Annotated in this window: 21 protein-coding genes; 11 read left to right on the forward strand and 10 right to left on the reverse strand. The window is 64.2% G+C overall.

The window, feature by feature from the left end; translation table 11 throughout:
- Positions 1-151: 151 nt before the first annotated feature.
- A complete protein-coding gene (locus SFA35_RS16930; RefSeq protein WP_320571692.1) occupies positions 152-1201 on the forward strand; it encodes an acyltransferase in 1050 nt (349 codons plus the stop codon).
- On the opposite strand, the gene SFA35_RS16935 is transcribed toward SFA35_RS16930, so the two are convergent.
- Positions 1182-3131 carry a putative bifunctional diguanylate cyclase/phosphodiesterase gene (locus tag SFA35_RS16935; protein ID WP_320571693.1) on the reverse strand — a complete coding sequence of 650 codons (1950 nt, stop codon included), beginning with the start codon at positions 3129-3131 and terminating at the stop codon, positions 1182-1184. The genes SFA35_RS16930 and SFA35_RS16935 overlap by 20 nt on opposite strands.
- A 342-nt stretch (positions 3132-3473) precedes the next feature.
- On the opposite strand from SFA35_RS16935, the gene SFA35_RS16940 reads away from it, so the two are divergent.
- Complete coding sequence (locus tag SFA35_RS16940) at positions 3474-4052, forward strand: hypothetical protein (protein WP_320571694.1); 579 nt, start codon at positions 3474-3476, stop codon at positions 4050-4052.
- Between the two features lie 7 nt (positions 4053-4059).
- Here the strand turns inward: SFA35_RS16940 and SFA35_RS16945 are convergent, their stop codons facing one another.
- Positions 4060-4434 (reverse strand): hypothetical protein, encoded by a 375-nt coding sequence (locus SFA35_RS16945; protein WP_320571695.1) that lies wholly within the window; start codon positions 4432-4434, stop codon positions 4060-4062.
- Between the two features lie 41 nt (positions 4435-4475).
- Positions 4476-4730 (reverse strand): DUF1652 domain-containing protein, encoded by a 255-nt coding sequence (locus tag SFA35_RS16950; protein WP_320571696.1) that lies wholly within the window; start codon positions 4728-4730, stop codon positions 4476-4478.
- A gap of 230 nt (positions 4731-4960) precedes the next feature.
- On the opposite strand from SFA35_RS16950, the gene SFA35_RS16955 reads away from it, so the two are divergent.
- The 3 genes from SFA35_RS16955 (at position 4961) to SFA35_RS16965 (ending at position 8290) form a co-directional block, all read left to right on the forward strand.
- The gene (locus SFA35_RS16955) at positions 4961-5527 is read left to right on the forward strand and encodes a DUF4337 domain-containing protein (RefSeq protein WP_320571697.1); all 567 of its coding nucleotides are present in this window, start codon (positions 4961-4963) and stop codon (positions 5525-5527) included.
- 10 nt (positions 5528-5537) lie between these two features.
- Positions 5538-7349 carry an ABC transporter ATP-binding protein gene (locus SFA35_RS16960; protein ID WP_320571698.1) on the forward strand — a complete coding sequence of 604 codons (1812 nt, stop codon included), beginning with the start codon at positions 5538-5540 and terminating at the stop codon, positions 7347-7349.
- A gap of 113 nt (positions 7350-7462) precedes the next feature.
- Positions 7463-8290 carry an HDOD domain-containing protein gene (locus SFA35_RS16965; RefSeq protein ID WP_320571699.1) on the forward strand — a complete coding sequence of 276 codons (828 nt, stop codon included), beginning with the start codon at positions 7463-7465 and terminating at the stop codon, positions 8288-8290.
- A gap of 50 nt (positions 8291-8340) precedes the next feature.
- Here the strand turns inward: SFA35_RS16965 and SFA35_RS16970 are convergent, their stop codons facing one another.
- Together SFA35_RS16970 and SFA35_RS16975 are read right to left on the reverse strand one after the other, a co-directional pair.
- Positions 8341-8742 (reverse strand): type II toxin-antitoxin system VapC family toxin, encoded by a 402-nt coding sequence (locus SFA35_RS16970; protein WP_320571700.1) that lies wholly within the window; start codon positions 8740-8742, stop codon positions 8341-8343.
- A gap of 29 nt (positions 8743-8771) precedes the next feature.
- The gene (locus SFA35_RS16975) at positions 8772-9026 is read right to left on the reverse strand and encodes a type II toxin-antitoxin system VapB family antitoxin (RefSeq protein WP_320571701.1); all 255 of its coding nucleotides are present in this window, start codon (positions 9024-9026) and stop codon (positions 8772-8774) included.
- A 274-nt stretch (positions 9027-9300) separates the two neighbouring features.
- Between SFA35_RS16975 and mexE the strand changes: the two genes are divergently transcribed.
- From mexE to SFA35_RS16995, 4 genes are all read left to right on the forward strand, one after another.
- Positions 9301-10542, forward strand: coding sequence for a multidrug efflux RND transporter periplasmic adaptor subunit MexE (mexE, locus tag SFA35_RS16980; protein ID WP_320571702.1), 1242 nt, complete (start codon positions 9301-9303; stop codon positions 10540-10542).
- A 12-nt stretch (positions 10543-10554) separates the two neighbouring features.
- The gene (locus tag SFA35_RS16985) at positions 10555-13746 is read left to right on the forward strand and encodes an efflux RND transporter permease subunit (protein WP_320571703.1); all 3192 of its coding nucleotides are present in this window, start codon (positions 10555-10557) and stop codon (positions 13744-13746) included.
- A complete protein-coding gene (locus tag SFA35_RS16990) occupies positions 13746-15185 on the forward strand; it encodes a TolC family protein (protein WP_320571704.1) in 1440 nt (479 codons plus the stop codon). Before SFA35_RS16985 ends, SFA35_RS16990 begins: the two co-directional genes overlap by 1 nt.
- Positions 15186-15382: 197 nt before the next feature.
- Positions 15383-16438, forward strand: a complete 1056-nt coding sequence (locus tag SFA35_RS16995; protein ID WP_320571705.1) for a hypothetical protein — start codon at positions 15383-15385, stop codon at positions 16436-16438.
- Positions 16439-16477: 39 nt separating this feature from the next.
- On the opposite strand, the gene SFA35_RS17000 is transcribed toward SFA35_RS16995, so the two are convergent.
- The 5 genes from SFA35_RS17000 to SFA35_RS17020 all read right to left on the reverse strand — a co-directional run bounded on the left by SFA35_RS17000 (position 16478) and on the right by SFA35_RS17020 (position 23138).
- Positions 16478-16855, reverse strand: coding sequence for a response regulator (locus SFA35_RS17000; protein ID WP_320571706.1), 378 nt, complete (start codon positions 16853-16855; stop codon positions 16478-16480).
- 110 nt (positions 16856-16965) lie between these two features.
- Complete coding sequence (locus tag SFA35_RS17005) at positions 16966-18147, reverse strand: hybrid sensor histidine kinase/response regulator (RefSeq protein ID WP_320571707.1); 1182 nt, start codon at positions 18145-18147, stop codon at positions 16966-16968.
- Complete coding sequence (locus SFA35_RS17010; RefSeq protein WP_320571708.1) at positions 18144-18716, reverse strand: chemotaxis protein CheB; 573 nt, start codon at positions 18714-18716, stop codon at positions 18144-18146. Before SFA35_RS17010 ends, SFA35_RS17005 begins: the two co-directional genes overlap by 4 nt.
- Before the next feature lie 49 nt (positions 18717-18765).
- Positions 18766-19569 (reverse strand): protein-glutamate O-methyltransferase CheR, encoded by an 804-nt coding sequence (locus tag SFA35_RS17015; protein ID WP_320579079.1) that lies wholly within the window; start codon positions 19567-19569, stop codon positions 18766-18768.
- Positions 19570-19625: 56 nt separating this feature from the next.
- Entirely contained in the window at positions 19626-23138 is a 3513-nt protein-coding gene (locus SFA35_RS17020; protein ID WP_320571709.1) for a response regulator, read from the reverse strand.
- A 315-nt stretch (positions 23139-23453) separates the two neighbouring features.
- Between SFA35_RS17020 and SFA35_RS17025 the strand changes: the two genes are divergently transcribed.
- On the forward strand, positions 23454-23810 hold the full coding sequence (locus tag SFA35_RS17025; RefSeq protein WP_320571710.1) for a response regulator: 357 nt from the start codon (positions 23454-23456) through the stop codon (positions 23808-23810).
- A gap of 107 nt (positions 23811-23917) precedes the next feature.
- Positions 23918-25207, forward strand: a complete 1290-nt coding sequence (locus SFA35_RS17030; protein ID WP_320571711.1) for a glycosyltransferase — start codon at positions 23918-23920, stop codon at positions 25205-25207.
- Positions 25208-25212: the final 5 nt, after the last annotated feature.

Below are 25212 nucleotides of genomic sequence, written 5' to 3' on the forward strand. Positions count from 1 at the left end.
CGAAGGTCGGACAGGTTTCAACGCAGCATGACCGAGTTGCGATGCGTTTTGTACCCAACCTAGGATGTTCCTCGCCGCTGGTTTCCTGTATGTCGTCTGGAAGGCACTGGATCCGCACCTTCCGTACCGGACCCGAATAAGGATTTCGCCCATGCGACAGAATTTTCTTGACCCGAAGAAAAAAGATCTAGGGATAGATACGATACGTGGCCTGGCCTTGTTTCTCATGGTCGCCGGTCACGTGATTGGCGACTCGATGAACACGGGTATGCGGGTCGCCGACGATTCCACGTTGCGTTACCTCTATGAGTCGCTGATTTATGTGCGGATGCCGCTGTTCACGGCGATTTCCGGCTTTGTCTACGCAATGCGCCCGGTGGGCACGACAAGTTCCTTGTCGGTGTTCTTCCAGGGCAAGTTCCGCCGCATTGCCGTACCGATGCTGGTGGTCTCGACGCTGTTCTTCATCTCCCAAGCCTTGGTGCCCAACACCAATAACCCGCCGCGCTGGGCCGATATGTACCATATCTACCTGTTCGGCTACGCCCACTTCTGGTTCCTGCAGTCGATTCTCTGCATCTTTGCATTGATTGCCGTACTGGAAAAAGCCGGGCTTTTGCGCTCATTGGGCCAATTCCTGGTGGTGAGCGCAGTGGCACTCGTGGCCTCATACAACTACGACGAGTTCCCCGAGTTGTTCAGCCTGGATCGCGCAGCGCATCTGTTGCCCTTCTTCCTGCTCGGGCTGGGCGTGTTCCGCTTTCGTGAAGTGTTCGTCACCACGGTGGGGCAATGGCTGGTGGGCGGTGTGCTGCTGGCCATGGTCACCCTCGACCAGGGCTACCTGCTTGGCCGCCTGAGCTTCAGCGACCCGGAGTTGCAGGTAATGGGCCTGATCATGGGCCTGACGGCCATCTACACGCTGATCACCCAGCGGCGCTACTTCGCCCCCCTTGCCTGGCTGGGCGGACACTCCTTCGAGATCTACCTGTTCCACGTGTTCGGCACGGCCGGTGGGCGCATGCTGCTCAACAAGCTGAACATCCACTCGACCGGGCTGACCTTCCTGGTCAGTATGACCTTCGGCCTGGTGCTGCCGGTGCTGCTGAAGAAAGCGGTCGGGCGCATGAGCCTGCTCAACCTTGCCCTGTTCGGCACCGAGGTGCAGAAATCGCGCCCGCTCAAGGTTGCCGTGACCTGAGTGCCTCGTTGCCTTCGAGCCAGACCAGGGTCTGCTCGAAGGCGACCGGCCTGGAAAACAGGAAGCCCTGCACCCAGGTGCAGCCCAGGCTGCGCAACGCCTCCATCTCCGCCGCGGTTTCGACCCCTTCCACCACACAGTCCAGGGCCATGTCCTGGCTCAGTGCTACCAGCGATTTGACGATCTTGTAGCTGGCCGGCTTGCAGTGAATGTCGGTGACGAAGCTGCGGTCGATCTTCAACTTGGTCAGGGCGAGCGCGTGCAGCTGGCTCAGGCTCGAGTAGCCGGTGCCGAAATCGTCCAGGGAGATCCCGCACCCCAGGTCGCGAAACCGGGCGATGGCGCGCTGCACTTGCACAATGTCGTGCATGATCGCCGTCTCGGTGATTTCCAGGTCCAGGCGCGACGGATCGAACCCGCTGCCATCGATCACTTCGATGATCGACTGCACGCTGGCGCTGGAGGCGCAATCGTGGGCCGAAAGGTTGAACGCCAGGCGCACCTGCCCAGGCCACTGCCGCGCCGCCTGCAGCGCCTTGGTGAGCAAGGGCAAGGTCAGCTGGGTGATCATGCCGATGTGTTCGGCCACTGGAATGAAGCGCGCCGGCGACACCGGCCCCAGGTCCGGGCTGGTCCAGCGCGCCAGCGCTTCGAACGCCACGGTCTGGCCAGTCACGCAGTTGAGGATCGGCTGGAACAGCACATGGAACTCGGCATACAGATCGGCCTTGCGCAGGGCCTGCTCGGTCATCGCATCCCGGTGCAGCTGGGCGTGCTGCTCGGTGGAAAACAGGCACATGCCACCTTTGCTGTGGCGCTTGCTCTGGTACAAGGCGTAGTCGGCGAACTCATAGACCTCGGCGGCGCCCTTGGCCATGTCCGGGTAGGTGGCGATACCCAGGGAGGCGCCGATGCGAATCGGCACCTCCACCAGCATGAAGGCCTCCTGCAGCGCCAGGCAGACCGCCTCGCCGGTGCGGCGCAGGGCGTCATCGGGGCGGCCGTCGGTGATGATCAGGGCGAACTCGTCACCCCCCAGGCGGGCAATGTGGGTGTGCTCGTCGGCCAGGCGCAGCAGGCGCTGGCCCACCTGCACCAGCAGGCGGTCGCCGACGCTGTGGCCGTAGACATCGTTGACCGGCTTGAACCCGTCCAGGTCGAGAATCCCTACCGCCAGGCGTTGCTCCTGCCCCCGCGCACGTAGCAGGCAGGCGTCCAGGGTGCCGAAGAACTGTCGCCGATTGGGTAGCCCGGTGAGGCTGTCCTCGTTGGCCAGGCGCATGTTTTCATTGCTCAACCGCTCGGTGCGAGCCTGCATGTTGACCAAGGCGGTGAAGTCGCGGTAGTGGATCTGCAACACCACCAGCATGGCCCCCGAGACCAGCACGATATTGATCGCGGTGGCGATGAACACCGGATTGTGGGTCGAAGCGAAAAAGAGCACGAACGCGGTGTTGACCACCGCCGTGGTGATCAGCGCGGCGGTGCGCATGTGCATCAGGCAGAAGATGCAGACAATCACCGTGATGGCCATGAAAAACGCCACATGTCCCTGAGCGTAGCTGTTGCCATAGGGATACAGCGCCAGCGACCAGCCGGCGAAGCCTGCGGCGAACAACGGCGACAAGCGATTGGTGCGGGTCAAGGTGTGCAGAATCTGCGGCACCTCGGGCAGCACATGGCGGGTCCGCCACCACAGGTGCGCACGAGGCAGGCAGACCAGCGTGAGCAGCGCCGGAATGCCCACCGCCAGCCAGCCCGGCGCGGTGTCCAGGTGGGTCACCGCCAGCACCCAGGTGTTCACCAGCAGGATCAGGTACATCATCGGCAGCTGCCCGGCCAGGGCCCGGTACTGCGCCCTGAGCAACTCAGGGTTGTCGCCGGAAGGCGCCGTGAGCCGGCGAAATAGCTTGATCGGTCCTGCCATCATCTCGAGCGCCCCAGGCCGGCGAATCGTCCGCCGGTAGTCGCCGCCCGCAGCTGGCGTGCACGAGTGCGTACGCCGGCCACGAGCGAGCTTTGAATTCAATACGCTGTCTGTCGGCCATGCCCGGTATTTCTGAAGCCCGGGCAGGCGGATGGGCGACCTGCGGCGTTGCAGCTATAGCAAATAGCCATCACCTAAGTTAACCTCGCGTCGAGGCCACGGCACTTTTGTGAAAAAACGCTGTCGTGCGGGCGATTTGATTAAAGTTTGCACTGCCCGGGTCGATCAGATGGGAGCCGTACAAATCGCCATCATCCCCCGCCGGGCCATCCAGGGACCGCCACCATGCACGTGACCGTCAAAGAGTTAATGGCCAGCCCGCGGGCGTGGTTGAAGTTGTGCAGTCGCCGCACCGACCGCTACCCCTGGCTGTTCAGCATCCTGCGCGGCGGCGTGCTGCTGTGCGTGGCGGCCCTGCTGCAAGCCTGGTATTTCCAGCTGAGCATGCCGAGCCTGGACAGCATGGAGTCGACTCGCGCCCACACCCGCCTGGTGCGCACCTTGAACCCGCGCATCTACACCCTGGAGGTCATGGTCGGCGCGCACCGGGTGCCGCTCGGTGGCGCCTGCAGCGGCTTTCAACGCAGCGAATCGAACTTCACCGGCGACGAAGACGTACGGATGTGGCAGCACAATGGCAAAGTCTGGCAACTGACCAACCTGGCCGGCGAGGTCTACCGCCCCGCCACCGACGCCATGCCCTGCTCATTGACCAACACCCTGGAATGGGCCGATCGGCGCCCGGAGCTGGCCGGCTGGCTGGCGTTGCTGGGCGTGCTGGTGGCCCTCGGCGCCTGGTGGCGGATCAGCGCGCTGTATGGCCGCGAGCTCGCGGGCGCCAGCGGCGCCGGCAGCCAAGCCTGAGCGATGCTTACAGGCAGGTGGCGACGGCCGCCAGGCGGGTGTCGGTGACCGGGCTCGGCTGCGCCGGGCCGTAGAAGTCCAACGCTGCGCCAGTCCCCTGGGCACGTACATCGACGAAGTAGGCCGCTTCACGGGTATAGACGGTGAACACGCCGTCCTTGCCAGCGTGCAGATAGGCGTTGGCATCGATGCCGAACATCGGCTCACTCTGCCAGGAATATTCCACACACTCGGCCACCCGCTGCGCCGGTTTCTGGCTGGCCAGCACCTTGCTCGGGCCGGCGCTGCGCGCCGAGGTCATTGCCGAGCCGACACAACCGCCCAGCCCCAGGGAGCAGAACAGCAATGCCAGCGTGAGTTTGCAGGCGCAACGTGTAGACATGAGGGAAGTACCGTCGGGCAAAGCGCGAACTCTACCATTACTCACGGCCCGCTGCTGGACCGCCTGCCATCGCGGTTGGCGCGCATTTCGATACGCAGTTCGGCGATCAGATTGGACACCGCGCGGACATTGACCAGCGGTGCGGTGTTGATCCCGGTGGCCAGCAGATAGACCCGTTCGGTCTGTGCCCCAGCCACCTTGACGGTCATGAAGCCGTCCGCGCCGATCGTGCATTGGCATTGCAGTGGCACGAACGCGGATTCGATGATCTGACGCAATTGCAGATGTGAAATCATGTTGGCCCGGGACTGTTATCGTTATTCGCGAGTGTCGTCCGACGACTGCTCCACGCCGGTCCCAATAAATGAATGACCGACCTGGTGACTGGCGGTTCAAAAAACTGGCCGACGCTGCTGGGGCACATGAAGATTAGTGGCCATTGGGCGAGCACGCCTGTTCGAACCCGTACTTTTCCCCTATATTCGCGCCGCCACCGCCCCGGCATACGTAGAGGTCACGCGCTTTCATGTCCGAGCAGTTCGAAGTCCCCAGCCCCCATGAACATCATGTAGAACATGCACATGCCAGCGGCGACGGCTTCGCCAGCAAGATCGCCGTGATGACCGCGATCATGGCGACCCTGGGCGCCATGCTCAGCTACCAGGCCGGCTCCACGGAAAACGAAGCGGCCATGGACAAGAACAACGCGGCCATCGTCAAGACCGAAGCGTCGAACCAATGGAACTACTATCAGGCCAAGTCGAGTCGGCAGAACCTGGCCGAACTGGCGGTGCATATTCCAGGCGTCGATGCCGCGCACTATCAGGCCGAAGTCGAGCGCTACCGCAACGACAAGGAAGCGGCCCGCAAGAAAGCCGAGGACCTGGAGGCGCAGGCCCACGAATGGGACGAGAAGTCCGAACACATCCTGCATTCGCATCACCGCTGGGCCCAGGCAATGATGGCGATCCAGGTGGCCATCTCGCTGGCCGCCATTACCCTGCTGACCCGCAAGCAATGGCTGGAAAAAGTCGCCTACGGCGCGGCCGGCCTGAGCCTGGTGCTGGGTGCCATGGCCTGGCTCCAGGCGTGAGGCACGTCTGATGGCGGCAGCCTCGCGCATCGCCGCGTTTGCCGCCCAGAGCCGGCGTGCCCTGGGCCTGGTGTGGAGCACTTCGCGCAGCCTGTCCATCGGCCTGGTGCTGGCCACGCTGCTGGCCGGCGTGCTGCCCGCCCTCGCTGCCTGGCTCGGCCAGCGCATTGTCGACGCCGTGCTCGCCGCCATGCAGCTGCACGCCGCCCAGGGCAGTGCGCCGCTGTGGCCGGTGCTGCGCTGGGTGCTGGCAGAGGCCGTGGTGCTGGCGTTACTGGCTGGCTGCCAGCGAGCGCTGTCGGTGCAGCAGGCGCTGCTGCGCGTGCAACTGGGGCAGAAGGTCAACCTGCTGATCCTGGAAAAGGCCCAGCAACTGTCCTTGCTGCAATTCGAGAACTCGGAGTTCTACGACCGCCTGGTGCGCGTGCGCCGCGAGGCCTCGACCCGACCCCTGGGCCTGGTGACCAAGAGCCTGGGGCTGGTGCAAAACCTGATTTCGCTGGTCAGCTTCGGCGTGCTGCTGGTGCACTTCTCGCCGTGGGCGCTGGCCATCCTGGTGGCCGGTGCGCTGCCGGTGTTCTTCGCCGAGGCGCATTTCTCCGGCGACGCCTTTCGCCTGTTCTCCCGGCGCGCCCCGGAGACTCGCCGGCAGACGTACATCGAGACCTTGCTATCCCATGAGGCCAACATCAAGGAGGTCAAGTTGTTCGGCTTCGCCGACCTGCTGCTGCGCCGTTACCGCGAGACCTTCGCACGGCTGTACGTCGAGGACCGCCGGCTGACCTTGCGCCGCGACAGCTGGGGGTTCGTCCTCGGCCTGCTGGGCACCTCGGCCTTCTACCTGGCCTACGCCTGGGTGGTACTGGATACCGTCAACGGACGCACCAGCCTGGGCCAGATGACCATGTACCTGGTGCTGTTCAAACAGGGCCAGGCCGCCATCAGCGCGAGCCTGTCGGCCATCGGCGGGCTGTACGAAGATGGCCTGTACCTGTCCGACCTGTACGAGTACCTGGGGCAACCGGTGGAGGCCAGCCAGGGCCACCTGACCGAGGGCCGTGTGCCCGGCGACGGCCTGCGCTGCGAAGGGGTCGGCTTCAGCTACCCGGGTGTCGGCCGCGCGGCGCTGGCCGACATCGACTTGCACCTGCGCCCCGGTGCCAGCCTGGCGCTGGTTGGCGAAAACGGTTCCGGCAAGACCACCCTGATCAAGCTCCTGACCCGCCTGTACCGGCCGGACCAGGGGCGCATCCTGCTCGATGGCAGCGACCTGCAGGAGTGGCGCGAGGATGCCCTGCGCGAACGGATCGGGGTGATTTTCCAGGACTTCCTGCGCTATCAATTCGCCGTCGGCGAAAACCTCGGCGTCGGCGACGTGCGCGCCTTCGACGACCAGGCCCGCTGGCGGGAAGCGGCGCGCCTGGGCACCGCCGCCGAGTTCATCGATGACCTCGAACAGGGCTACGCCACTCAGCTGGGTCGCTGGTTCGCCGGTGGCCAGGAGCTGTCGGGCGGGCAATGGCAGAAGATCGCCTTGTCGCGGGCCTACATGCGCCGCGACGCCGACCTGCTGATTCTCGACGAACCCACGGCCGCTCTCGATGCCAGTGCCGAAGCGGCGGTGTTCGAACACTTCCGCGCCCACGCCCAAGGGCGCATGACGCTGCTGATCTCTCATCGTTTCTCCAGCGTCCGCAGCGCCGAGCACATCATCGTGCTCGACCACGGACGCATACTCGAGCGCGGCGACCATGCCAGCCTGATGGCCGATGGCGGGCGCTATGCGCAGCTGTTCGACCTGCAGGCGCGGGGATATCGGTAGCGCGGGAAATGGATTGAGCGACCTGCCCGCTCTCGAATAAACCGCCGAAGCGGCTGGCAGGTCAGTGAAAATTGCCTATCGTTGGGGTATCCCGCCGAAGTCAAGGATTCACCATGGATATCGAAAAGCTCTTTGCCGATCTGCACAGCCTGCCCAGCATACCCAAGGTCGCCCAGGATCTGATCCAGCAATTCGACAACCCTTCATCCAGCCTGGAAAGCGTGGCGCGCAACATCGAGAAAGACCCGGTGATCGCCGCGAAGATTCTTCGGCTGGCCAACTCGGCTCGCTTTCGTGGCTCGCGCGAGTCGCTGAGCATCGAAGACGCGGCCATGCGCCTGGGTTTCAATACCTTGCGCACCCTGGTGCTGGCCTCCGCCGTCACCGGCGCATTCAAGACCGACCCCTCCTTCGACCTCAAGGGTTTCTGGTTGAAAAGTTTCCAGGTCGCCGGCATCGCCCGAGCCATCGCCAGGCAGACCGGGCTGGACGCGGAAATCGCGTTCACCTGCGGGGTGATGCACAACATTGGCGAACTGTTGATCCAGACCGCCGCGCCGCATCTGGCCGGGCAGCTCAATTCGGCGAGCGGGAGTCAGTCGGCCGGTGGCCACGCCGCCCATGAAACCCTGCAGCTGGGCTTTGGCTATCCCGAAGTAGGCGCCGAACTGGCGCGCCGCTGGAACCTGCCAGCGCTGATCCAGCATGCCATCGCCTTTCAGAACAACCCCATGCAGGCGCCCAATGCGGCACCGTTGCCGCGGGTCCTGGCGCAGTCGATCACCGTCTCCGAAGCACTGCAGGCCCATGGCGGTGCCACGCCCGAGGCGCGCCAGGCGATCAGCGGGCCGCTGTACGACGGGGTGGACCTGGACCTGCTGTTCCAGGCGCTGCCCGCCATACTGGAGGCAGACAAGGCGTTCGCCGAGCAACTGACCTGATGCCAACCTGAACACGCGCAGGGGGCCTGCGGGCCCCCTCCCCGACTCCGCTAGCCTTGCGTCCAGTCTTGCACCTGCACCCCCGGCACCCTGCCGAACGCCTGGTCGTTGCTGACCAGCACCTTGTCGGTGGCCGCCGCGTGCGCAGCGATCATCAGGTCCAGGTTACCCAGGCATTGGCCGGAGCGCTCCAGCGTGGCGCGCATGGCGCCATAGTGGCTGGCGGCGCGGCGATCCCAGGGATCGACGTCGACCCGGAGCAGGAACTGCTTGACCAGGTGATGCAGCTTCACCGCCTCCGGGCGCTTGGCCAGGCCGAACAGTAGCTCACCCTCGGTGACCGCCGAAATACTCAGCTGCGCCATGGGCACCGCCAGCAGGCGTTGTCGCACGGCTGCTGAAGTGCCTTTGAGAATATGGCTGACGGTGTTGGTGTCGAGCATGTAACGCATGGCTGATTCCTTTCATGGGCGCTGACGCTTCAGAGCGGGTCGCGCTCCTGGGGCAGCACGTCGCCCCGGTCACGGAGGAAATCGTCCGGGACTTCCACGTCCTTGAGTAAAGCAAAGAAATCGTCCCAGCCCGCCGGCTTGCGCGACAGGATGACGTCGCCGTTCTCGGGATCCTGGCGCACGAACACCTCGTCGCCGTCGAAACGCAGCGACGCCGGCAGGCGCACCGCTTGACTGCGACCATTGGAAAACAGCTTGGCAACCATCGGCACAGGCGTAGGCATGGGAGGCTCCGGCGATGAAGAGAAATTTAAAACCGCGAATCGATGCTCTGACGATACCCGTTTGGGGCGGTATATATCAAGGTCTATTACAGTCATACCTGGATGCAAAAGAGGCTGCGGAATATCGTTAGCCTGCTTACGAAAGCCCCGTACTACAAGGGTTGTGGCGATCTCATATCATTCCGGGTGATAGTTATCTTCGGGTTGTTCGATTCGTTGTTGGAAGGTCGCGCGCAGAGAATCCGTCCATTCTCGATAACTGGTGGACGAGCCCATGGAACAGTCAATTAAATCTTTTCGTTTTCCGCTGGCGGTGCTCGCTGTGGTGGTGATGAGTGCGTGCGGCAAGGCCGCACCGGTCGCCAGCGCCCCGCCAGCACCCAAGGTCAGCGTGGCCAAGGTGCTGGAGCAGCCCGTTACCGAATGGGATGAGGTCACCGGCCGCCTCGAGGCGCCGGAAACGGTGCAGGTGCGCCCGCGGGTGTCGGGGCAGATCGACCGGGTGGCCTTCCTCGATGGCGCCATGGTGAAGAAAGGCGACCTGCTGTTCCAGATCGACCCCCGCCCGTTCGAAGCCGAAGTGCATCGCCTCGAAGCGCAGCTGCAGCAGGTCAAGGCCACGGTGATCCGCGCCGAAAGCGAAGCCCAGCGCGGCGAACGCCTGCGCAGCGCCAATGCGATCTCCGCCGAGCTTGCCGAAACTCGCACCACCACCGCCCAGGAAGCCCGCGCCGGGGTCGCCGCGATCCAGGCCCAGCTGGACCTGGCGCGCTTGAACCTGAGCTTCACCCACGTCACCGCGCCGATCTCCGGCCGCGTCAGCCGTGCCGAGATCACCGCTGGCAACCTGGTCACGGCCGATACCACGACGCTGACCTCGGTGGTCTCCACCGACAAGGTCTACGCCTACTTCGACGCCGACGAGCGCGTGTTCCTCAAGTACAACCAGCTCGCCCGCGACGGCCAGCGCAGCCAGAACACCCCGGTGTACATGGGCCTGTCCAACGAGGACGACAACAAGCACCTGGGCCAGATGAACTTCGTCGACAACCAGGTCAACCCCAATACCGGCACCATCCGCGGCCGCGCGGTGTTCGACAACAGCGACGGGCGCTACACGCCCGGCCTGTACGCGCGCCTCAAGCTGGTCGGCAGCGGCACCTACCAGGCCATGCTGATCAAGGACGAAGCGGTGGGTACCGACCTGGGCAAGAAGTTCGTGCTGGTGATGGACAAGGACAACAAGGCCGTTTACCGCAACGTCGAGCTGGGCCCCAAGCTGGAGGGGCTGCGCATCGTGCGCAGCGGCCTGAGCAAGGACGACACCATCGTCGTCAATGGCCTGCAGCGCGTGCGTCCAGGCTCGCAGGTCGACCCGCAGAGCACCGACATGGCCAGCCCTGCGACCCTCGCCGCCCTGGCCGAACAACGCCAGGCGCTGCAAGCCAGCAACCTGATTCCCGCCAAGCCAGCCCCGGCCGCCAAACTGGCCAGCGTTGCGACCGCACACGATTAAGGTACTCAAGCGATGAACTTCTCTCAATTCTTCATCAAGCGGCCGATCTTCGCCGCCGTGCTGTCGCTGCTGATCCTGATCGCCGGCGCCATTTCGCTGTTCCAGCTGCCGATCAGCGAATACCCCGAAGTGGTACCGCCGACCGTGGTGGTGCGCGCCAACTTCCCCGGCGCCAACCCCAAGGTCATCGGCGAGACCGTGGCCGCGCCGCTGGAGCAGGCCATCACCGGGGTCGAGAACATGCTGTACATGTCCTCCCAGTCCACTGCCGACGGCAAGCTGACCCTGACCATTACCTTCGCCCTGGGCACCGACCTGGACAACGCCCAGGTCCAGGTGCAGAACCGCGTGACGCGCACCGAGCCCAAGCTGCCTGAAGAGGTGACGCGCATCGGCATCACCGTGGACAAGGCTTCGCCCGACCTGACCATGGTGGTCCACCTGACCTCGCCGGACAAACGCTACGACATGCTCTACCTGTCCAACTACGCCATCCTCAACATCAAGGATGAACTGGCGCGCCTGGGCGGCGTCGGCGACGTGCAGCTGTTCGGCATGGGCGACTATTCGCTGCGGGTCTGGCTGGACCCCAACAAGACCGCTTCGCGCAACCTGACCGCCACCGACGTGGTCACCGCCATTCGCGAGCAGAACCGCCAGGTCGCTGCCGGCCAGCTCGGCGCGCCACCCGCGCCCAATGCCACCAGCTTCCAGATGTCGATCAACACCCAGGGCCGCCTGGTCAGTGAAGAAGAGTTCCAGAACATCATTGTGCGCAGCGGTCCGGACGGCGAAATCACGCGTCTTAAAGACATCGCCCGCATCGAACTGGGCTCCAACCAATACGCCCTGCGTTCGCTGCTCAACAACCAGCCGGCGGTGGCCATCCCGATCTTCCAGCGCCCTGGCTCGAACGCCATCGAAATCTCCAACGAAGTGCGGGCGAAGATGGCCGAGCTCAAGCAGAGCTTCCCCGAAGGCATGGACTACAGTGTGGTCTACGACCCGACCATCTTCGTGCGTGGCTCCATCGAGGCCGTGGTGCACACCCTGTTCGAAGCCCTGGTGCTGGTGGTGCTGGTGGTGATCCTGTTCCTGCAGACCTGGCGCGCTTCGATCATTCCGCTGGTGGCGGTGCCGGTATCGCTGATCGGCACCTTCGCCGTGATGCACCTGTTCGGCTTCTCGCTCAACGCGCTGTCGCTGTTCGGCCTGGTGCTGGCCATCGGCATCGTGGTCGACGACGCCATCGTCGTGGTGGAGAACGTCGAACGCAACATCGAGCTGGGCCTGGCGCCGGTGCCCGCCACCGAGCGGGCCATGCGCGAAGTGACCGGGCCGATCATCGCCACGGCCCTGGTGCTGTGCGCAGTGTTCGTGCCGGCGGCCTTCATCTCCGGCCTGACCGGGCAGTTCTACAAGCAGTTTGCCCTGACCATCGCCATCTCCACGGTCATCTCGGCGTTCAATTCGCTGACCCTGTCGCCCGCCCTGGCTGCGGTGTTGCTGCTGCCCCACGGCGCGCCCAAGGACCGCTTCTCGCGCGTGCTCGACAAGCTGCTCGGCGGCTGGCTGTTCCGCCCCTTCAACCGCTTCTTCGTGCGGGCCAGCAATGGCTACGTGCGCACCGTGGCGCGGGTCATCCGCGGCAGCGGGATTGCCCTGGTACTGTACGCAGGCTTCATGGTGCTGACCTACTTCGGCTTCGCCACCACGCCGACCGGTTTCGTGCCGGCGCAAGACAAGCAGTACCTGGTGGCGTTCGCCCAGTTGCCCGACGCTTCGAGCCTGGACCGCACCGAGGATGTGATCAAACGCATGTCCGACTATGCGCTCAAGCAGCCTGGCGTGGAAAGCGCCGTGGCCTTCCCGGGCCTGTCGATCAACGGCTTTACCAACAGCCCGAACAACGGCGTGGTGTTCGTCACCTTGAAGCCATTCGACGAGCGTCGCGACCCAAGCCTGTCGGCGGGCGCCATCGCCGGTGCCCTGAACGGCCAGTTCGCCAATATTCAGGACGCCTACATGGCGATCTTCCCGCCGCCGCCGGTACAGGGGCTGGGGACCATCGGCGGCTTCCGCCTGCAGGTCGAGGACCGTGGCAACCTGGGTTATGACGAGCTGTACAAGCAGACCCAGAACATCATCGCCAAGAGCCGCAGCGTGCCTGAGCTGGCCGGGCTGTTCACCAGCTACACGGTCAACGTGCCGCAGGTCGATGCCAGCATCGACCGGGAAAAGGCCAAGACCCTGGGCGTGCCGATCAGCGACATCTTCGACACCCTGCAGGTCTACCTCGGTTCGCTGTACGCCAACGACTTCAACCGCTTTGGCCGTACCTACCAGGTCAACGTGCAGGCCGAGCAGCAGTTCCGCCTGGAGCCGGACCAGATCGGCCAGCTGAAGGTGCGCAACAATCAGGGCGAGATGATTCCGCTGGCTACCTTGATCAAGGTCACGCCCACGGCGGGCCCTGACCGCGTGATGCACTACAACGGCTTCGTCACCGCCGAGATCAACGGCGCCGCCGCGCCCGGCTACAGCTCCGGCCAGGCTCAGGCCGCCGTGGAAAAACTGCTCAAGGACGAACTGCCCAACGGCATGACCTACGAATGGACCGAGATCACCTACCAGCAGATTCTCTCGGGCAACACCGCGCTGCTGGTGTTCCCGCTCTGCGTGCTGCTCGCCTTCCTCGTGCTCGCTGCCCAGTACGAGAGCTGGAGCCTGCCGCTGGCGGTGATCCTGATCGTGCCGATGACTCTGCTTTCGGCGATCAGCGGGGTGATCCTGTCGGGCAGCGACAATAACATCTTCACCCAGATCGGCCTGATCGTGCTGGTGGGCCTGGCGTGCAAGAACGCGATCCTGATCGTCGAGTTCGCCAAGGACAAGCAGATGGAAGGCCTCGACCCGCTGGCTGCCGTACTCGAAGCCTGCCGCCTGCGCCTGCGGCCGATCCTGATGACCTCGTTCGCCTTCATCATGGGGGTCATCCCGCTGGTGACTTCCACCGGCGCCGGCGCAGAAATGCGCCACGCCATGGGCGTCGCGGTGTTCTCCGGGATGCTCGGGGTGACCTTCTTCGGCCTGCTGCTGACGCCGGTGTTCTTTGTCCTGATCCGCCGTTACGTCGAGCGCAGCGAGGCGCGCAAGGCCGCCCGAGCGCTGCACCACACCACTGTCGCCGGGGAGGCACACTGATGAACCGCGTCAAACTTTTCCTGCCCAGCCTGCTGGTCCTGGCCCTCGCCGCCTGCGCGGTTGGGCCCGACTACAAGACCCCGCAGACCGCTGCGGCCACCCTCGACGCGGTCAACGACAGCCAGTCGCCGGGGCACTACGACCGCACGCAGTTCGACGCGGTCTGGTGGCAGCAATTCGACGACCCGACGCTCAACCAGCTGGTGACCAGCGCATTGCAGGGCAACCGTGACCTGCGCGTGGCCTTCGCCCGCCTCAAGGCGGCGCGAGCGATCGTCGACGACGTGGCCAACGACAACCTGCCCGTGGTCACCAGCCGCGCCAGCAGCCAGAACGGCCGCTCGCAGCAACCGGGCGAGACCGACAGCCGGGTGCGCGTGGAGCGCTACGACCTGGGCCTGGACATGGCCTGGGAGATCGACCTGTTCGGCCGCATCCAGCGTGAACTGGAGGCGAGCAAGGCGCAGCAGGACGCGACCCTGGAAGACCTGCGCCAGTTGCAGGTGAGCATGATCGCCGAGCTGGTGGACGCCTATGGCCAGTTGCGCGGGGCGCAGCTGCGTGAGCGGATCGCCCGCGACAACCTGAAGAACCAGCAGGATTCGCGCGGCATTACCGTGAGCCTGCGCGACAACGGCGTAGGCAACGAGCTCGACGTGGTGCGCGCCGACGCCCGCCTGGCCGCCGTGGAAGCCACCGTGCCGCAGCTGCAGGCCGAACAGGTGCGCGAGCGCAACCGCATCGCCACCCTGCTCGGCCAGCGACCGGAGCAGTTGACGGTGGACCTGAGCCCGAAACAGTTGCCGGCGATTTCCAAGGCCTTGCCAATCGGCGATCCCGGCGAGCTGCTGCGCCGCCGTCCGGACGTGCGCAGCGCCGAACGGCAACTGGCAGCGGCCACGGCCAACGTCGGCGTGGCCACGGCCGACCTGTTCCCGCGGGTCAGCCTTAGCGGCTTTCTTGGTTTTACCGCCGCACGCGGTTCGCAGATCGGCTCGGGCGCAGCCGCCGCCTGGGGCCTGGGCCCGAGCATCACCTGGCCCGCGTTCGATCTGGGCAGCGTGCGTGCGCGCCTGCGCGGCGCCAACGCCCAGGCCGAAGGCGCCCTGGCCACCTACGAGCAGCAGGTGCTGCTGGCGCTGGAAGAGTCGGAGAATGCGTTCAGCGACTACGGCAAGCGCCAGCAACGCCTGGTGTCGCTGATCAAGCAGAGCGAGTCCAGCCGAGCGGCGGCCAACCTGGCGTCGATCCAGTACCGCGAGGGCACCACCGACTACCTGGTGCTGCTGGACGCCGAACGCGAACGCCTGAGCGCCGAAGACGCCCAGGCCCAAGGCGAAACAGACCTGTACCGCGGCATCGTGGCGATCTACAAGGCGCTCGGCGGTGGCTGGCAGGTGGGCGGCCCGGTGAATCCGCCGGTGGTGGCGATGAAGTAACGGCCGGTCGCGCAGGAGCCGGCGAAGCTGGCGAGCAAAGCAACCCCGAACGCCAGGTTTGATGGGCCATGGGGCGGGCGAAGACCGCGAGGTGTGGGTCCCGATCCCACACCCACATCCAGCAATGCCGTTTGACTCCACCCCCCCACCTGTCCCAAGCTGAGCGGCCCGGCAAACCCTCGCGCTATGGATGATGCATGCCCAGACGCTTTCGCTATGCCGCCATCGCCCTGCTGGTGTCGTTGCTTGCAGGGTTGGCCTGGCACCTTGGCAGACCCTTGCCAGTACCGGCCTCGGTCACCGTGCAACACAGCTACAGCATCGCCCTTGAAGCGGCCCACGACGGCAAGCCGGGGGCGGCGCGGCTGCTCTATCAGCAAATGGCCCGCACCGACCTCAGCGACATCCGCCGCGCCGGGCTGCTCGCCGAGCTGCCCAACTACCCCAGCCCCCAGGCCCTGAAGCTGGCCAAGGCAGACCTCGCTGGCGATCAGCCGCTGGTACGCCACGCCGCGATCGACTGCCTGGTGCAGCTGGTGTCCCGTGCCCAACGCAGCCTGCTGCTGGGCCCGCTGTTGAGCGACCCTGACCTGGAGATTCGCTTCCACGCCGCCCGCGCCCTGCTGGACCTGTCGCCTGACGACCTGGGCCTGTACTTCGGCGAGCTGGAGAAGGTGCTCGATCAATACATCGGCGCACTGCAACAGCAGCCCGACGATGCCGCCGCGCAGTTGCAACTGGCCCGGGTGCAGCTGCACAACGACGCCTATGCCCAAGCCGACGCGGCCTTGCAACGGGCGCGCACGCTGCAACCGGAAAACCTCGATACGGTGCCGGTCGCAGTCAGCGTGCTGGAGGGCCAGCACCAGCCGGACAAGGCCCGCGAGGTCCTCGCCGACCAGCTGCAGCGCCACCCGCAATCGGCGTTCCTGCAGTATCAGCTGGGCCAATGGCTGCTGCGCAACGGCGCCCCGGAATTCGCCCTGCTGGCGCTGACCCGGGCGGTGGAACTGGAACCGGACAACCAGGACTACCGCTACGATCTGGCGCTGGCATTGCACGGCCTGGAGCAGGTCGAAGCCGCCCAGCGCCAGCTCGACGAAATGCTGCGCAGGCAACCCGCCAACCGCAAGGCGCGAGTACTGTTGATCGGGTATTGGAAGGAAACCGGGCAATTGCAGAACGTGCAGATACTGCTCGCCGAACTGGAGCAGCAGAACCCCGACGACCCGGCCTTGCAACTGGCGCAGTGAGCAGCCGCGCCTGCAAGCTCCGGTGCCGGAGCGGTCGGTTCAGGACAGCAGTTTTTCGACGATTTCCTGCAGATCCTGCAGCGGGAACGGCTTGGCCAGAATCGGCGCCTTCAGCGCGATCGGGCTGTTTGACTCGAGAATCTCCGCCGGGTAGCCACTGATGAAGATCACCTTGAGCTCCGGGCGCAGCTTGACCGCCGGCTCGGCGATCGCCACTCCGGACACGCCGTTGGGCAGACGAAAATCGGTGATCATCAGGTCCAGATGCGGCTTGGTCGCCAGGATCTCGAACGCCTCGACACTGTCTTTGGCCTGCAATACGCGGTAGCCCTCACCCGAGAGATAGTCGGCAAGTACCATCAGGATCGCGGGCTCGTCCTCGACGATCAGGACTACGTCTTGTGCATCTTCGCTCATGAAAAACCTATGCTCATGAAAAACCTGTGTTGGGGAACTGTCGATCGCTGCCAATACGACCGTGGCGCACTGCAGAGGTTGCGCCGCCGGTCGCTAAATAGTCGGTACGTTTACAAGGGCAGGCTGACACGGAACAACGAGCCTTCGCCCAACGCACTTTCCACCGTGATGCTGCCGCCGTGGGCGGCGACGATCTGCTCGGAAATGAACAGCCCCAGGCCCAGTCCGGCGACCACGTGCTTGGCCGACACGCGTTCGAACTGCTGGAAGATGCGCCCCTGGTTTTCCTTGCTGATGCCGATACCGTGATCGCGCACCTCCAGCCGGGCAAAGCCTTGATGGGCGTACACGGTGACCTCGATCGGCCCCTTGCCGCCATAGCGCAGGGCGTTGGAAACCAGGTTGGAGGCCACCTGTTCGATGCGGAACTCATCCCAGGTGCCGAACACCGGTTCGTCCGCCTGCAGGGCGACCGTGCAATCGGCAGCAGCCACCTGGGGGGCGAAGTTGTCCAGCAGGTTGGCGGTCAGCTGCACGAGGTCGAAACGGCTGGGGCGAATCGACAACTTGCCGGTGCGGATGCGCGAAACGTCGAGCATGTCCTCGATCAGGCGAATCAGGCTCTGGATCTGCCGCTCGTCGCGCTCGACCATGCCGCGCATCTTCTCCAGGGAAAAAGCGTCGGCGTTGTCCCGGGCCAGGTGCAGCTTGCGCAGCTGGGTTTCCAGGATAAGGCCGTTGAGCGGCGTACGCACTTCGTGGGAAACGATGGACATGAAGTCGTCGCGCATGCGCACCGCATGCTCCAGCTCGTTCTGCGTGACCTGCAGCTCCTTGAGCAGAATTTCCTGCTCCTGGCGGCTGCGCTCCAACTCGTCGAGCTGCTCCTTGAGGGTCTTGCGCTGGCGGTACAGGTCGACGAAGACGTTGACCTTGCTCTTGACCGCATGGATATCCAGCGGCTTGTGCAGAAAGTCCACCGCGCCGCTTTCGTAACCCTTGAAGGCGTAGTTCATCTCGCGCCCGGCGGCGCTGACGAAAATGATCGGAATGTTCTTGGTCTTCTCGGTGCTGCGCATCAGTTCGGCCAGCTCGAAGCCGTTCATGCCCGGCATCTGCACGTCGAGAATGGCCATGGCGAATTCATGTTGCAGCAGCAGCGACAGCGCTTCGTCGGCCGAAAGCGCCTTGTGCACCTCCCGGTCGGGCTGCTTGATCAGCGCATCGAGCGCCAGCAGGTTCTCTGGCAGATCATCGACGATCAGCAGTTTGGCAGTTATTGGAGTTGTCATTGGGCCTGTTCCAGCCCGGCAAGCAGAGTGCCGATGCCGTGCAAAGGGAGAATATGATCAGGGATCAGCAGCTTCAGAGCAGCCAGCGGCATGACCGCCACCCGCGCTTCGGCGGGGTCCTGGACGACAGTCAGACCACCTTGTGCGCCAACAGTTGCCAGGCCCCGTGCGCCGTCTTCGTTGGCGCCCGTGAGCAGCACGGCCGCCAAGGCCGGGCCATAGGCATCGGCTGCCGACTGGAACAGCAGGTCGATGGCCGGACGGGAATAATGCACTCGCTCCTCCTGACTCAGGGAAAAACTCAAATCACGCTCCACCGACAGGTGATAGCTGGGGCCGGCGAAATAGATGACCCCGGGCTCGATCGGAGCCTTGTCCACGGCCTGACGTACGGGGCGCATCAGGCGGCGCTCGAAGACCTCGGCCAATTGGCTGTGACGGTCGTCGGGCAGGTGCAGCACGGTGATCACCGGCAGGGCGAAGTCGCGCGGCAACGCGGCATAGACCGTCAGCAGGGCCTCGACGCCGCCGGCCGAAGCCCCCACCACTACTGCCTGGATTCTGCCCATGAACTGCTGTCCGTCAATGCTGCCGGTCGAAAAGAGGCACCGGGCGCCATCAAAGCTTGCGATAGATGCGTTCCGGTCGCGCCAGGGTCTCGAAGCGCGAACTGTACGCGGAAAAATCCAGGGTTTCCTTGCTGCCGAGCACCAGGAAGCCACGGTGACAAAGGGAATCGTGAAACAGCCCGAAGGCGCGATCCTGCAACTTTTTATTGAAATAAATCAATACGTTACGGCATGAAATCAGCTGAGTCTCGGAAAATACGCTGTCGGTGGCCAGACTGTGGTCGGCGAAGGTCACGTTTTCGCGCAGGCTGCTGTCGAAGATCGCATTGCCGTAGGCGGCGGTGTAATAGTTGGAGAACGCGTTCTGCCCACCGGCCTTCTGGTAATTCTCGGTGTAGGCGCGCACGTTTTCCATGGAATAGATGCCGACCTTGGCCTTCTCCAGCGACGTCGGGTTGATGTCGGTGGCGTAGATGATGGTGCGGTCGAGCAGGCCTTCCTCGCGCAGCAAAATCGCCATCGAGTACACCTCCTCACCGGTGCTGCAGCCGGCGATCCAGATCTTCAGCGAGGGGTAGGTGCGCAGCAGCGGCACCACCTCGCGGCGGATCATCAGGAAATGCTCGGGGTCGCGAAACATCGAGCTGACCGGGATGGTGAGGTATTGCAGCAGCTGCATGAACGCCGTGGCGTCATGCAGTACCCGCTCCTGCAGCGCGGAAATGGTCGCGCATTCCAGCTGGGTCAAGGCATGCAGGATGCGCCGCTTGACCGAAGCCCCCGAGTAGTCACGAAAATCGTAGCTGTACTTGAGGTAGATCGCCTCGATCAGCAGGCGGATCTCGATATCCATATCGCTGGTGCGCGGCGCCGCCACTGGGGCCGCGCCGCCTGCACGGGGTTCGCTCACTAGATGCGCTCCAACTGGGGCAGCCACACGCGAATCAGCGAAAACAGGCGGTCGAGGTCGATAGGCTTGGCCAGGTAGTCGTTGGACCCTGCCTGCAGGCAGCGCTCCTGGTCGTCCTTCATGGCCTTGGCGGTGACGGCGATGATCGGCAGCTTGCGCCAGCGCGGATCCTTGCGGATCTCGCGGGTCGCTTCGTAGCCGTCCATTTCCGGCATCATCACGTCCATCAACACCAGGTCTATGTCCTCTACCGCATTGAGTCGCTCGATCGCTTCGCGGCCATTGCGCCCGATTTCAACGATGGCACCCTTGTGTTCCAGGGCGCTGGTCAGGGCAAAGATGTTGCGCACATCGTCGTCGACCACGAGGATCTTGCGGCCCTCGAAGACCTTGTCGCGGCTGCGTGCGGTTTTCAGCATTCTTTGCCGTTCGGTTGACAGCTGCGATTCGACTTTGTGCAGAAAAAGTGTCACCTCATCGAGGAGGCGCTCGGGTGAACGCGCGCCCTTGATGATGATCGAGCGCGAGTACTTGAGCAGCTCGGTTTCTTCCTCGCGGGTGAGGTTGCGGCCGGTGTAGACGATCACCGGCGGGAACGAGCGAATCTCCTCCGTGGACATGCGCTTGAGCAGGTCGTTGCCAAGCATGTCCGGCAGCTTGAGGTCGATGATCATGCAGTCGTAGATGTTTTCGCGCAGCAGGTCGAGGGCCTCCTGGGCAAAGCCCACGGCCGTGATCTCGATGTCGTCGTCGCCAATCAGGCGGGCGATGCTGTCGCGTTGCAGGTCGTCGTCCTCCACCAGCAGGATGCGTTTGAGCTTCTGCGTGAGCTTGGCTTCCAGGCGAGCGAACACCTGCTTGAGCTCGTCGCGGGTGGTCGGCTTGACCGCGTAGCCGACGGCGCCCATGTGCAGCGCGGCCTCGACCCGGTCCTCCACGGAAATCACGTGCACCGGGATGTGCCGGGTGCTGGCCTGCTCCTTCAAGCGCTGCAGCACGGTCAGGCCGGAGTGGTCGGGCAGGCGCATGTCGAGCAGCACGGCGTCGGGCACAAAGCGCTCGGCCAGGTCGAAGCCCTCGTCGGCGCCGTGAGCCACCAGGCAGTGATAATCCAGCTCGTGGGCCAGGTCATAAAGGATGCGGGCAAAGTTCGGCTCGTCTTCGATCACCAGGATGCAGCGTTTGTCGAACGGCCCCTTGTCGCGGTCGTCGGGGAACTTGGCGATGACGATATCCGGGGCGCTCGGTACGGCGGGCGGCGGCGCGGGCACCGGCGCACGGGCCGGGATGATCGGCGGCGGCAGGTGGTCTCGCGCCGGCGCCACGGTGGCGCTGGCCAGGGCCTGCTCCTCGTACTGTTCGGGCAGCACCAGGGTGAAGATGCTGCCTTGGCCCAGCTCGCTGGTGACGCTGATGTAGCCGCCCATCAGCGCGGCCAGGTCGCGGGAAATCGACAGGCCCAGGCCGGTGCCGCCGTAGCGGCGGTTGGTGGTGCCGTCGGCCTGGCGGAAGGCTTCGAAAATGCTCTGCTGCTGGTCCTGGGCGATACCAATGCCCGAATCGCGAATATTGAAGGCGATACCACCGTTGGGCTGGCGCGACACGGTCAGGCCGACGCCGCCCTGCTCGGTGAACTTGAAGGCGTTGGACAGCAGGTTCTTGAGGATCTGCTCGACGCGCTGGCGGTCGGTGAACAACGACTGCGGCGCGCCCTCCTGCACATCCACGGTGAACTGCAGCTGCTTCTCGTGGGCCAGGGGCTCGAACATCGAGCGCAGGCCATCGACCAGGCGCGGCACGCTGAGGTTTTCCGGGCGCACTTCCAGCTTGCCGGCCTCGACCTTGGAAATGTCGAGGATATCGTTGATCAGGTGCAGCAGGTCGTTGCCTGCCGAGTAGATCGAGTCGGCGAACTTGACCTGCTCGCCGGTCAGGTTGCCCTGGGGGTTTTCCGACAGCAGCTTGGCCAGGATCAGCGAGCTGTTGAGTGGCGTGCGCAACTCGTGGCTCATGTTGGCGAGGAATTCGGACTTGTACTTGCTCGAACGCTGCAGCTCTTCGGCGCGCTCCTCGAGCTGCACCTGAGCGCGGTTGAGTTCGGCGTTCTTGCGGTCCAGGGCGTCGCGCTGATCGGCCAGGGCGTCGGTGCGCTCGGCCAACTGCTCGTTGGTCTGCTCCAGTTCGGCCTGCTGGGTTTCCAGGTGCGCCTGGGATTCCTTGAGCACACGCGACTGCTCTTCGAGCTCTTCGTTGGCGGTTTTCAGTTCTTCCTGCTGCACTTGCAGCTCTTCGTTGAGCTGCTGGGTCTCGGCCAGCACTTCCTGCAGACGCTGGCGATAGCGCGCCGCCTCGATGGAGGTGCCGATGTTGCCGGCCAGCAGGTGCATCAGCTCGATGTCGCGCGGTTCGACGGCACGCAGAAAACCCAGTTCGATCACGCCATTGATGTCGTCGTCATTGCTGGTGGGCATCACCAGAACGCTGCGCGGCGAGCCGTCACCCAGGCCCGAGCTGACCTTGAAATAGTCCTGCGGCACGTCGTCCAGGCGCACCAGGCGATTCTGCTGTACGGCTTGGCCGACGATGCCCTCGCCATTGATGATGGTCTGTTGCTGGCCTTCCTGCTCGCGGGAGAAACCGTAGGTGGCGACCCGGCGCAGGCTGCCGTGCTCCTCACGGACATAGACGGCGGCGACCACACTGCCCACATAGCTGGCAAAGAATCGCAGCACGTTGCGCCCAAGCATCTGCAGGGTCAGCTGCCCCAGCACCTGCTCGGCCAGTTGCGTCTGCCCGGTGCGCAGCCAGGCCTGCTCCTGCAGGCGCTCGCTGGAGGCGATCTGGGCGTCGAGGTTATCGCCATAGGAATTGGACAAGGCGAGAATATCGCGGCGGCCGAACCAGGCGACCAGGCCGCTGATCAGCAGCACGAACAACACATAAAGGCTGATCGAGGCGGTGATGGTATGGGTCACGTCTTCGGCGCGAGTGACCCGCAGGCTCTGCTCCATGGCGATGAAGTCTTCGAACTCCTTGCGCACCTCGTCGGTCAGGCGCTTGCCCTGGCCAGCCTGCACGGCGGTGGAGAAGTCGGCGTTCTGGCGGCGCGCCTCGACCATGGACTGCGCGTAGGCGATCCATTCCTTCTGCATGGCCATGATGCGGGTCAGGCGATCGACCTGACGAGGGTTGTCCGACACCAACTGCTGCAGCGCTGGCAGCTCTGCCGCCAACCGCGGCTTGGCCAGTTCGAACGGGTCCAGGTAGCTGTTGTTACCGGTCAGCAGGAAGCCGCGCATGCCGGTTTCCATGTCGATCGACAGCTTGACCGCCTCGTTGGCGTTGTTGATCACTCGGTCGGTGTGCTCGACCCAGTCGATCACCGACATCAGGTAAACGATGATGCCGACGAACACCACGCCGCTCAGCAGCCCCACACCCAGGGGCAAACCGACGTTGCGACTCAGGAGTTTACGAAAGCTTTGCTCGTCGATCGTTGACGATTTAGTCATATCCATTGGCCTGGGTGGGAACTCAAGCCGAGGATTTTGCCGTAATTCCGAGTAAAAGTTCTATTTTTCCTACAGGCTTTTTCGAAAATAGGTCAGACTTTTCCTACAACCGTCAGCCATCGGCGAACGCCGGACTGACCAAGCGCTATTCTGGTCGGCGGCCAATGCCGTTATGCTGTGCAGTCAAAACTCATTGGCAAAATGCCGCTACACTCGGGAACTCCCCCTGCACCACTGGTTCTTACACTGCGGCTGAATCTTTGCCGACGCGCGCCATCGTCCAATCGCTTCATTACCGAATTCAGGATCGCCAAGATGTCCAAATCTCACCGCACCCTTCTGGTCGTCGAAGACGACGATATCGTGCGCATGCTGATCGTCGACGTGCTCGAAGAGCTCGACTACAAGGTTCTGGAGGCCGCAGACGGCGACCAGGCCTCGGCCATCTTCAGCGACCTGGGGCAGCAGATCGACCTGATGATGACCGACGTCGGGCTGCCGGACATCAACGGCCGCGACCTGGCGCTCAAAGCGCGAAAGGTACGCCCGGACCTGCCCATCCTGTTCGCCAGTGGCTACGCCGACAATGTCGACGTGCCGGCCGGCATGCAGTCCATAGGCAAGCCCTTCTCCATCGACCAACTCAGGGACAAGGTCAAGTCGATGTTGTGATCCAGACTCGATTGCCCCCCTGCCCGCCACGGCCGCCCGGCCGTGGCAGCCGATAACCGCCCTGTTGAACCTCGACATATACCCCACCCTCCCTGTAGGCCCTCCCCATGCCCCACTCCCCCCTGCGCGTCCTGGTGATCGGCTATGTCTGGCCCGAGCCGCGTTCGTCGGCCGCCGGCGGGCACATGATGCAGCTGCTCGAAAGTTTCCTCGGCGCCGGCTGGCAGGTCACCTTCGCCAGCCCTGCGGCACTGGGCGAGCACAAGGCCGATCTGGTGGCGCTGGGCATCGCCGAGCGCAACATTCTGCTCAACCACAGCAGCTTCGACGAGTTCGTCGTCGAGCTGGCGCCCGACGTGGTGCTGTTCGATCGCTTCATGATGGAGGAGCAATTCGGCTGGCGCGTGGCCAGGCACTGCCCGCAGGCCCTGCGCGTGCTGGAGACCTGCGACCTGCACGGTCTGCGGGACGCCCGTCAGCAACTGCTCAAGGCGCGCCTCAAGCGAAGCGATGCTGGCGAGGACTTCAGCGACCTGTTCGAGGACGCCCTGCACGGCGTGTACCGGCACATGGCTGGCGCCGACGTGACCTTGCGCGAGGTCGCCGCGATCTATCGCAGCGACCTTAGCCTGATGATCTCGGACGTGGAGCAGCAGCTGCTCATCGAGCAGTTTCGCCTGCCTGCGGCCCTGCTGCACTGGTGCCCGTTGATGCTCGACCCGCCGCGCCAGGCCCTGCCAACCTTCAGCGAGCGCGAACATTTCCTGAGCATCGGCAATTTCCGCCATGAACCCAATTGGGACGCCGTGCTCTGGCTCAAGCACGCCATCTGGCCGCTCATCCGCGCACAGCTGCCGCAGGCCCAGCTGCACATTTACGGCGCCTATACTCCGCCCAAAGCCAGCGCCCTGCACAACCCAAGGCAGGGCTTTCATATCATGAACTGGGCCGAAGACGCCCTTCAGGTGATGTCCGCTGCGCGGGTCAACCTGGCGCCGCTGCGTTTCGGTGCCGGAATCAAGGGCAAGCTGGCCGACGCCATGCTGTGCCAGACTCCCAGCGTGACGACGCCGATCGGCGCTGAAGCCATGCATGGCCAATGGCCCTGGCCGGGCGCGGTGGCCAGCACCGCCCAGGCGTTCGCCGATGCGGCAGTGGCCCTGCACCAGGATCCCGTGCTTTGGCAGCAGAGCCAGCTCCAGGCACAACGGTTGCTGGCTGAACGTTATGATCGGGGCCGCCACGGCGCGGCGTTGATCGCACGTATCGAGGCGCTGCTGGCCGATACCGCTGCGCACCGGCTGGCCAATTTCACCGGCGCCATGCTTCAGCATCACCAGCACAAAAGCACTCAGTACATGGCGCAATGGATCGAGGCCAAGAACGCCGGTAAGTAGAAGGA

This window comes from Pseudomonas sp. HR96 (assembly GCF_034059295.1).
Classification (GTDB): Bacteria; Pseudomonadota; Gammaproteobacteria; order Pseudomonadales; family Pseudomonadaceae; genus Aquipseudomonas.

Coding starts and splice junctions, on each gene's coding strand:
- SFA35_RS16930 (WP_320571692.1), top strand. CDS start 152: ATGCGACAGAATTTTCTTGACCCGAAGAAAAAAGATCTAGGGATAGAT.
- SFA35_RS16935 (WP_320571693.1), bottom strand. CDS start 3,131: ATGATGGCAGGACCGATCAAGCTATTTCGCCGGCTCACGGCGCCTTCC.
- SFA35_RS16940 (WP_320571694.1), top strand. CDS start 3,474: ATGCACGTGACCGTCAAAGAGTTAATGGCCAGCCCGCGGGCGTGGTTG.
- SFA35_RS16945 (WP_320571695.1), bottom strand. CDS start 4,434: ATGTCTACACGTTGCGCCTGCAAACTCACGCTGGCATTGCTGTTCTGC.
- SFA35_RS16950 (WP_320571696.1), bottom strand. CDS start 4,730: ATGATTTCACATCTGCAATTGCGTCAGATCATCGAATCCGCGTTCGTG.
- SFA35_RS16955 (WP_320571697.1), top strand. CDS start 4,961: ATGTCCGAGCAGTTCGAAGTCCCCAGCCCCCATGAACATCATGTAGAA.
- SFA35_RS16960 (WP_320571698.1), top strand. CDS start 5,538: ATGGCGGCAGCCTCGCGCATCGCCGCGTTTGCCGCCCAGAGCCGGCGT.
- SFA35_RS16965 (WP_320571699.1), top strand. CDS start 7,463: ATGGATATCGAAAAGCTCTTTGCCGATCTGCACAGCCTGCCCAGCATA.
- SFA35_RS16970 (WP_320571700.1), bottom strand. CDS start 8,742: ATGCGTTACATGCTCGACACCAACACCGTCAGCCATATTCTCAAAGGC.
- SFA35_RS16975 (WP_320571701.1), bottom strand. CDS start 9,026: ATGCCTACGCCTGTGCCGATGGTTGCCAAGCTGTTTTCCAATGGTCGC.
- mexE (WP_320571702.1), top strand. CDS start 9,301: ATGGAACAGTCAATTAAATCTTTTCGTTTTCCGCTGGCGGTGCTCGCT.
- SFA35_RS16985 (WP_320571703.1), top strand. CDS start 10,555: ATGAACTTCTCTCAATTCTTCATCAAGCGGCCGATCTTCGCCGCCGTG.
- SFA35_RS16990 (WP_320571704.1), top strand. CDS start 13,746: ATGAACCGCGTCAAACTTTTCCTGCCCAGCCTGCTGGTCCTGGCCCTC.
- SFA35_RS16995 (WP_320571705.1), top strand. CDS start 15,383: ATGCCCAGACGCTTTCGCTATGCCGCCATCGCCCTGCTGGTGTCGTTG.
- SFA35_RS17000 (WP_320571706.1), bottom strand. CDS start 16,855: ATGAGCGAAGATGCACAAGACGTAGTCCTGATCGTCGAGGACGAGCCC.
- SFA35_RS17005 (WP_320571707.1), bottom strand. CDS start 18,147: ATGACAACTCCAATAACTGCCAAACTGCTGATCGTCGATGATCTGCCA.
- SFA35_RS17010 (WP_320571708.1), bottom strand. CDS start 18,716: ATGGGCAGAATCCAGGCAGTAGTGGTGGGGGCTTCGGCCGGCGGCGTC.
- SFA35_RS17015 (WP_320579079.1), bottom strand. CDS start 19,569: ATGGATATCGAGATCCGCCTGCTGATCGAGGCGATCTACCTCAAGTAC.
- SFA35_RS17020 (WP_320571709.1), bottom strand. CDS start 23,138: ATGACTAAATCGTCAACGATCGACGAGCAAAGCTTTCGTAAACTCCTG.
- SFA35_RS17025 (WP_320571710.1), top strand. CDS start 23,454: ATGTCCAAATCTCACCGCACCCTTCTGGTCGTCGAAGACGACGATATC.
- SFA35_RS17030 (WP_320571711.1), top strand. CDS start 23,918: ATGCCCCACTCCCCCCTGCGCGTCCTGGTGATCGGCTATGTCTGGCCC.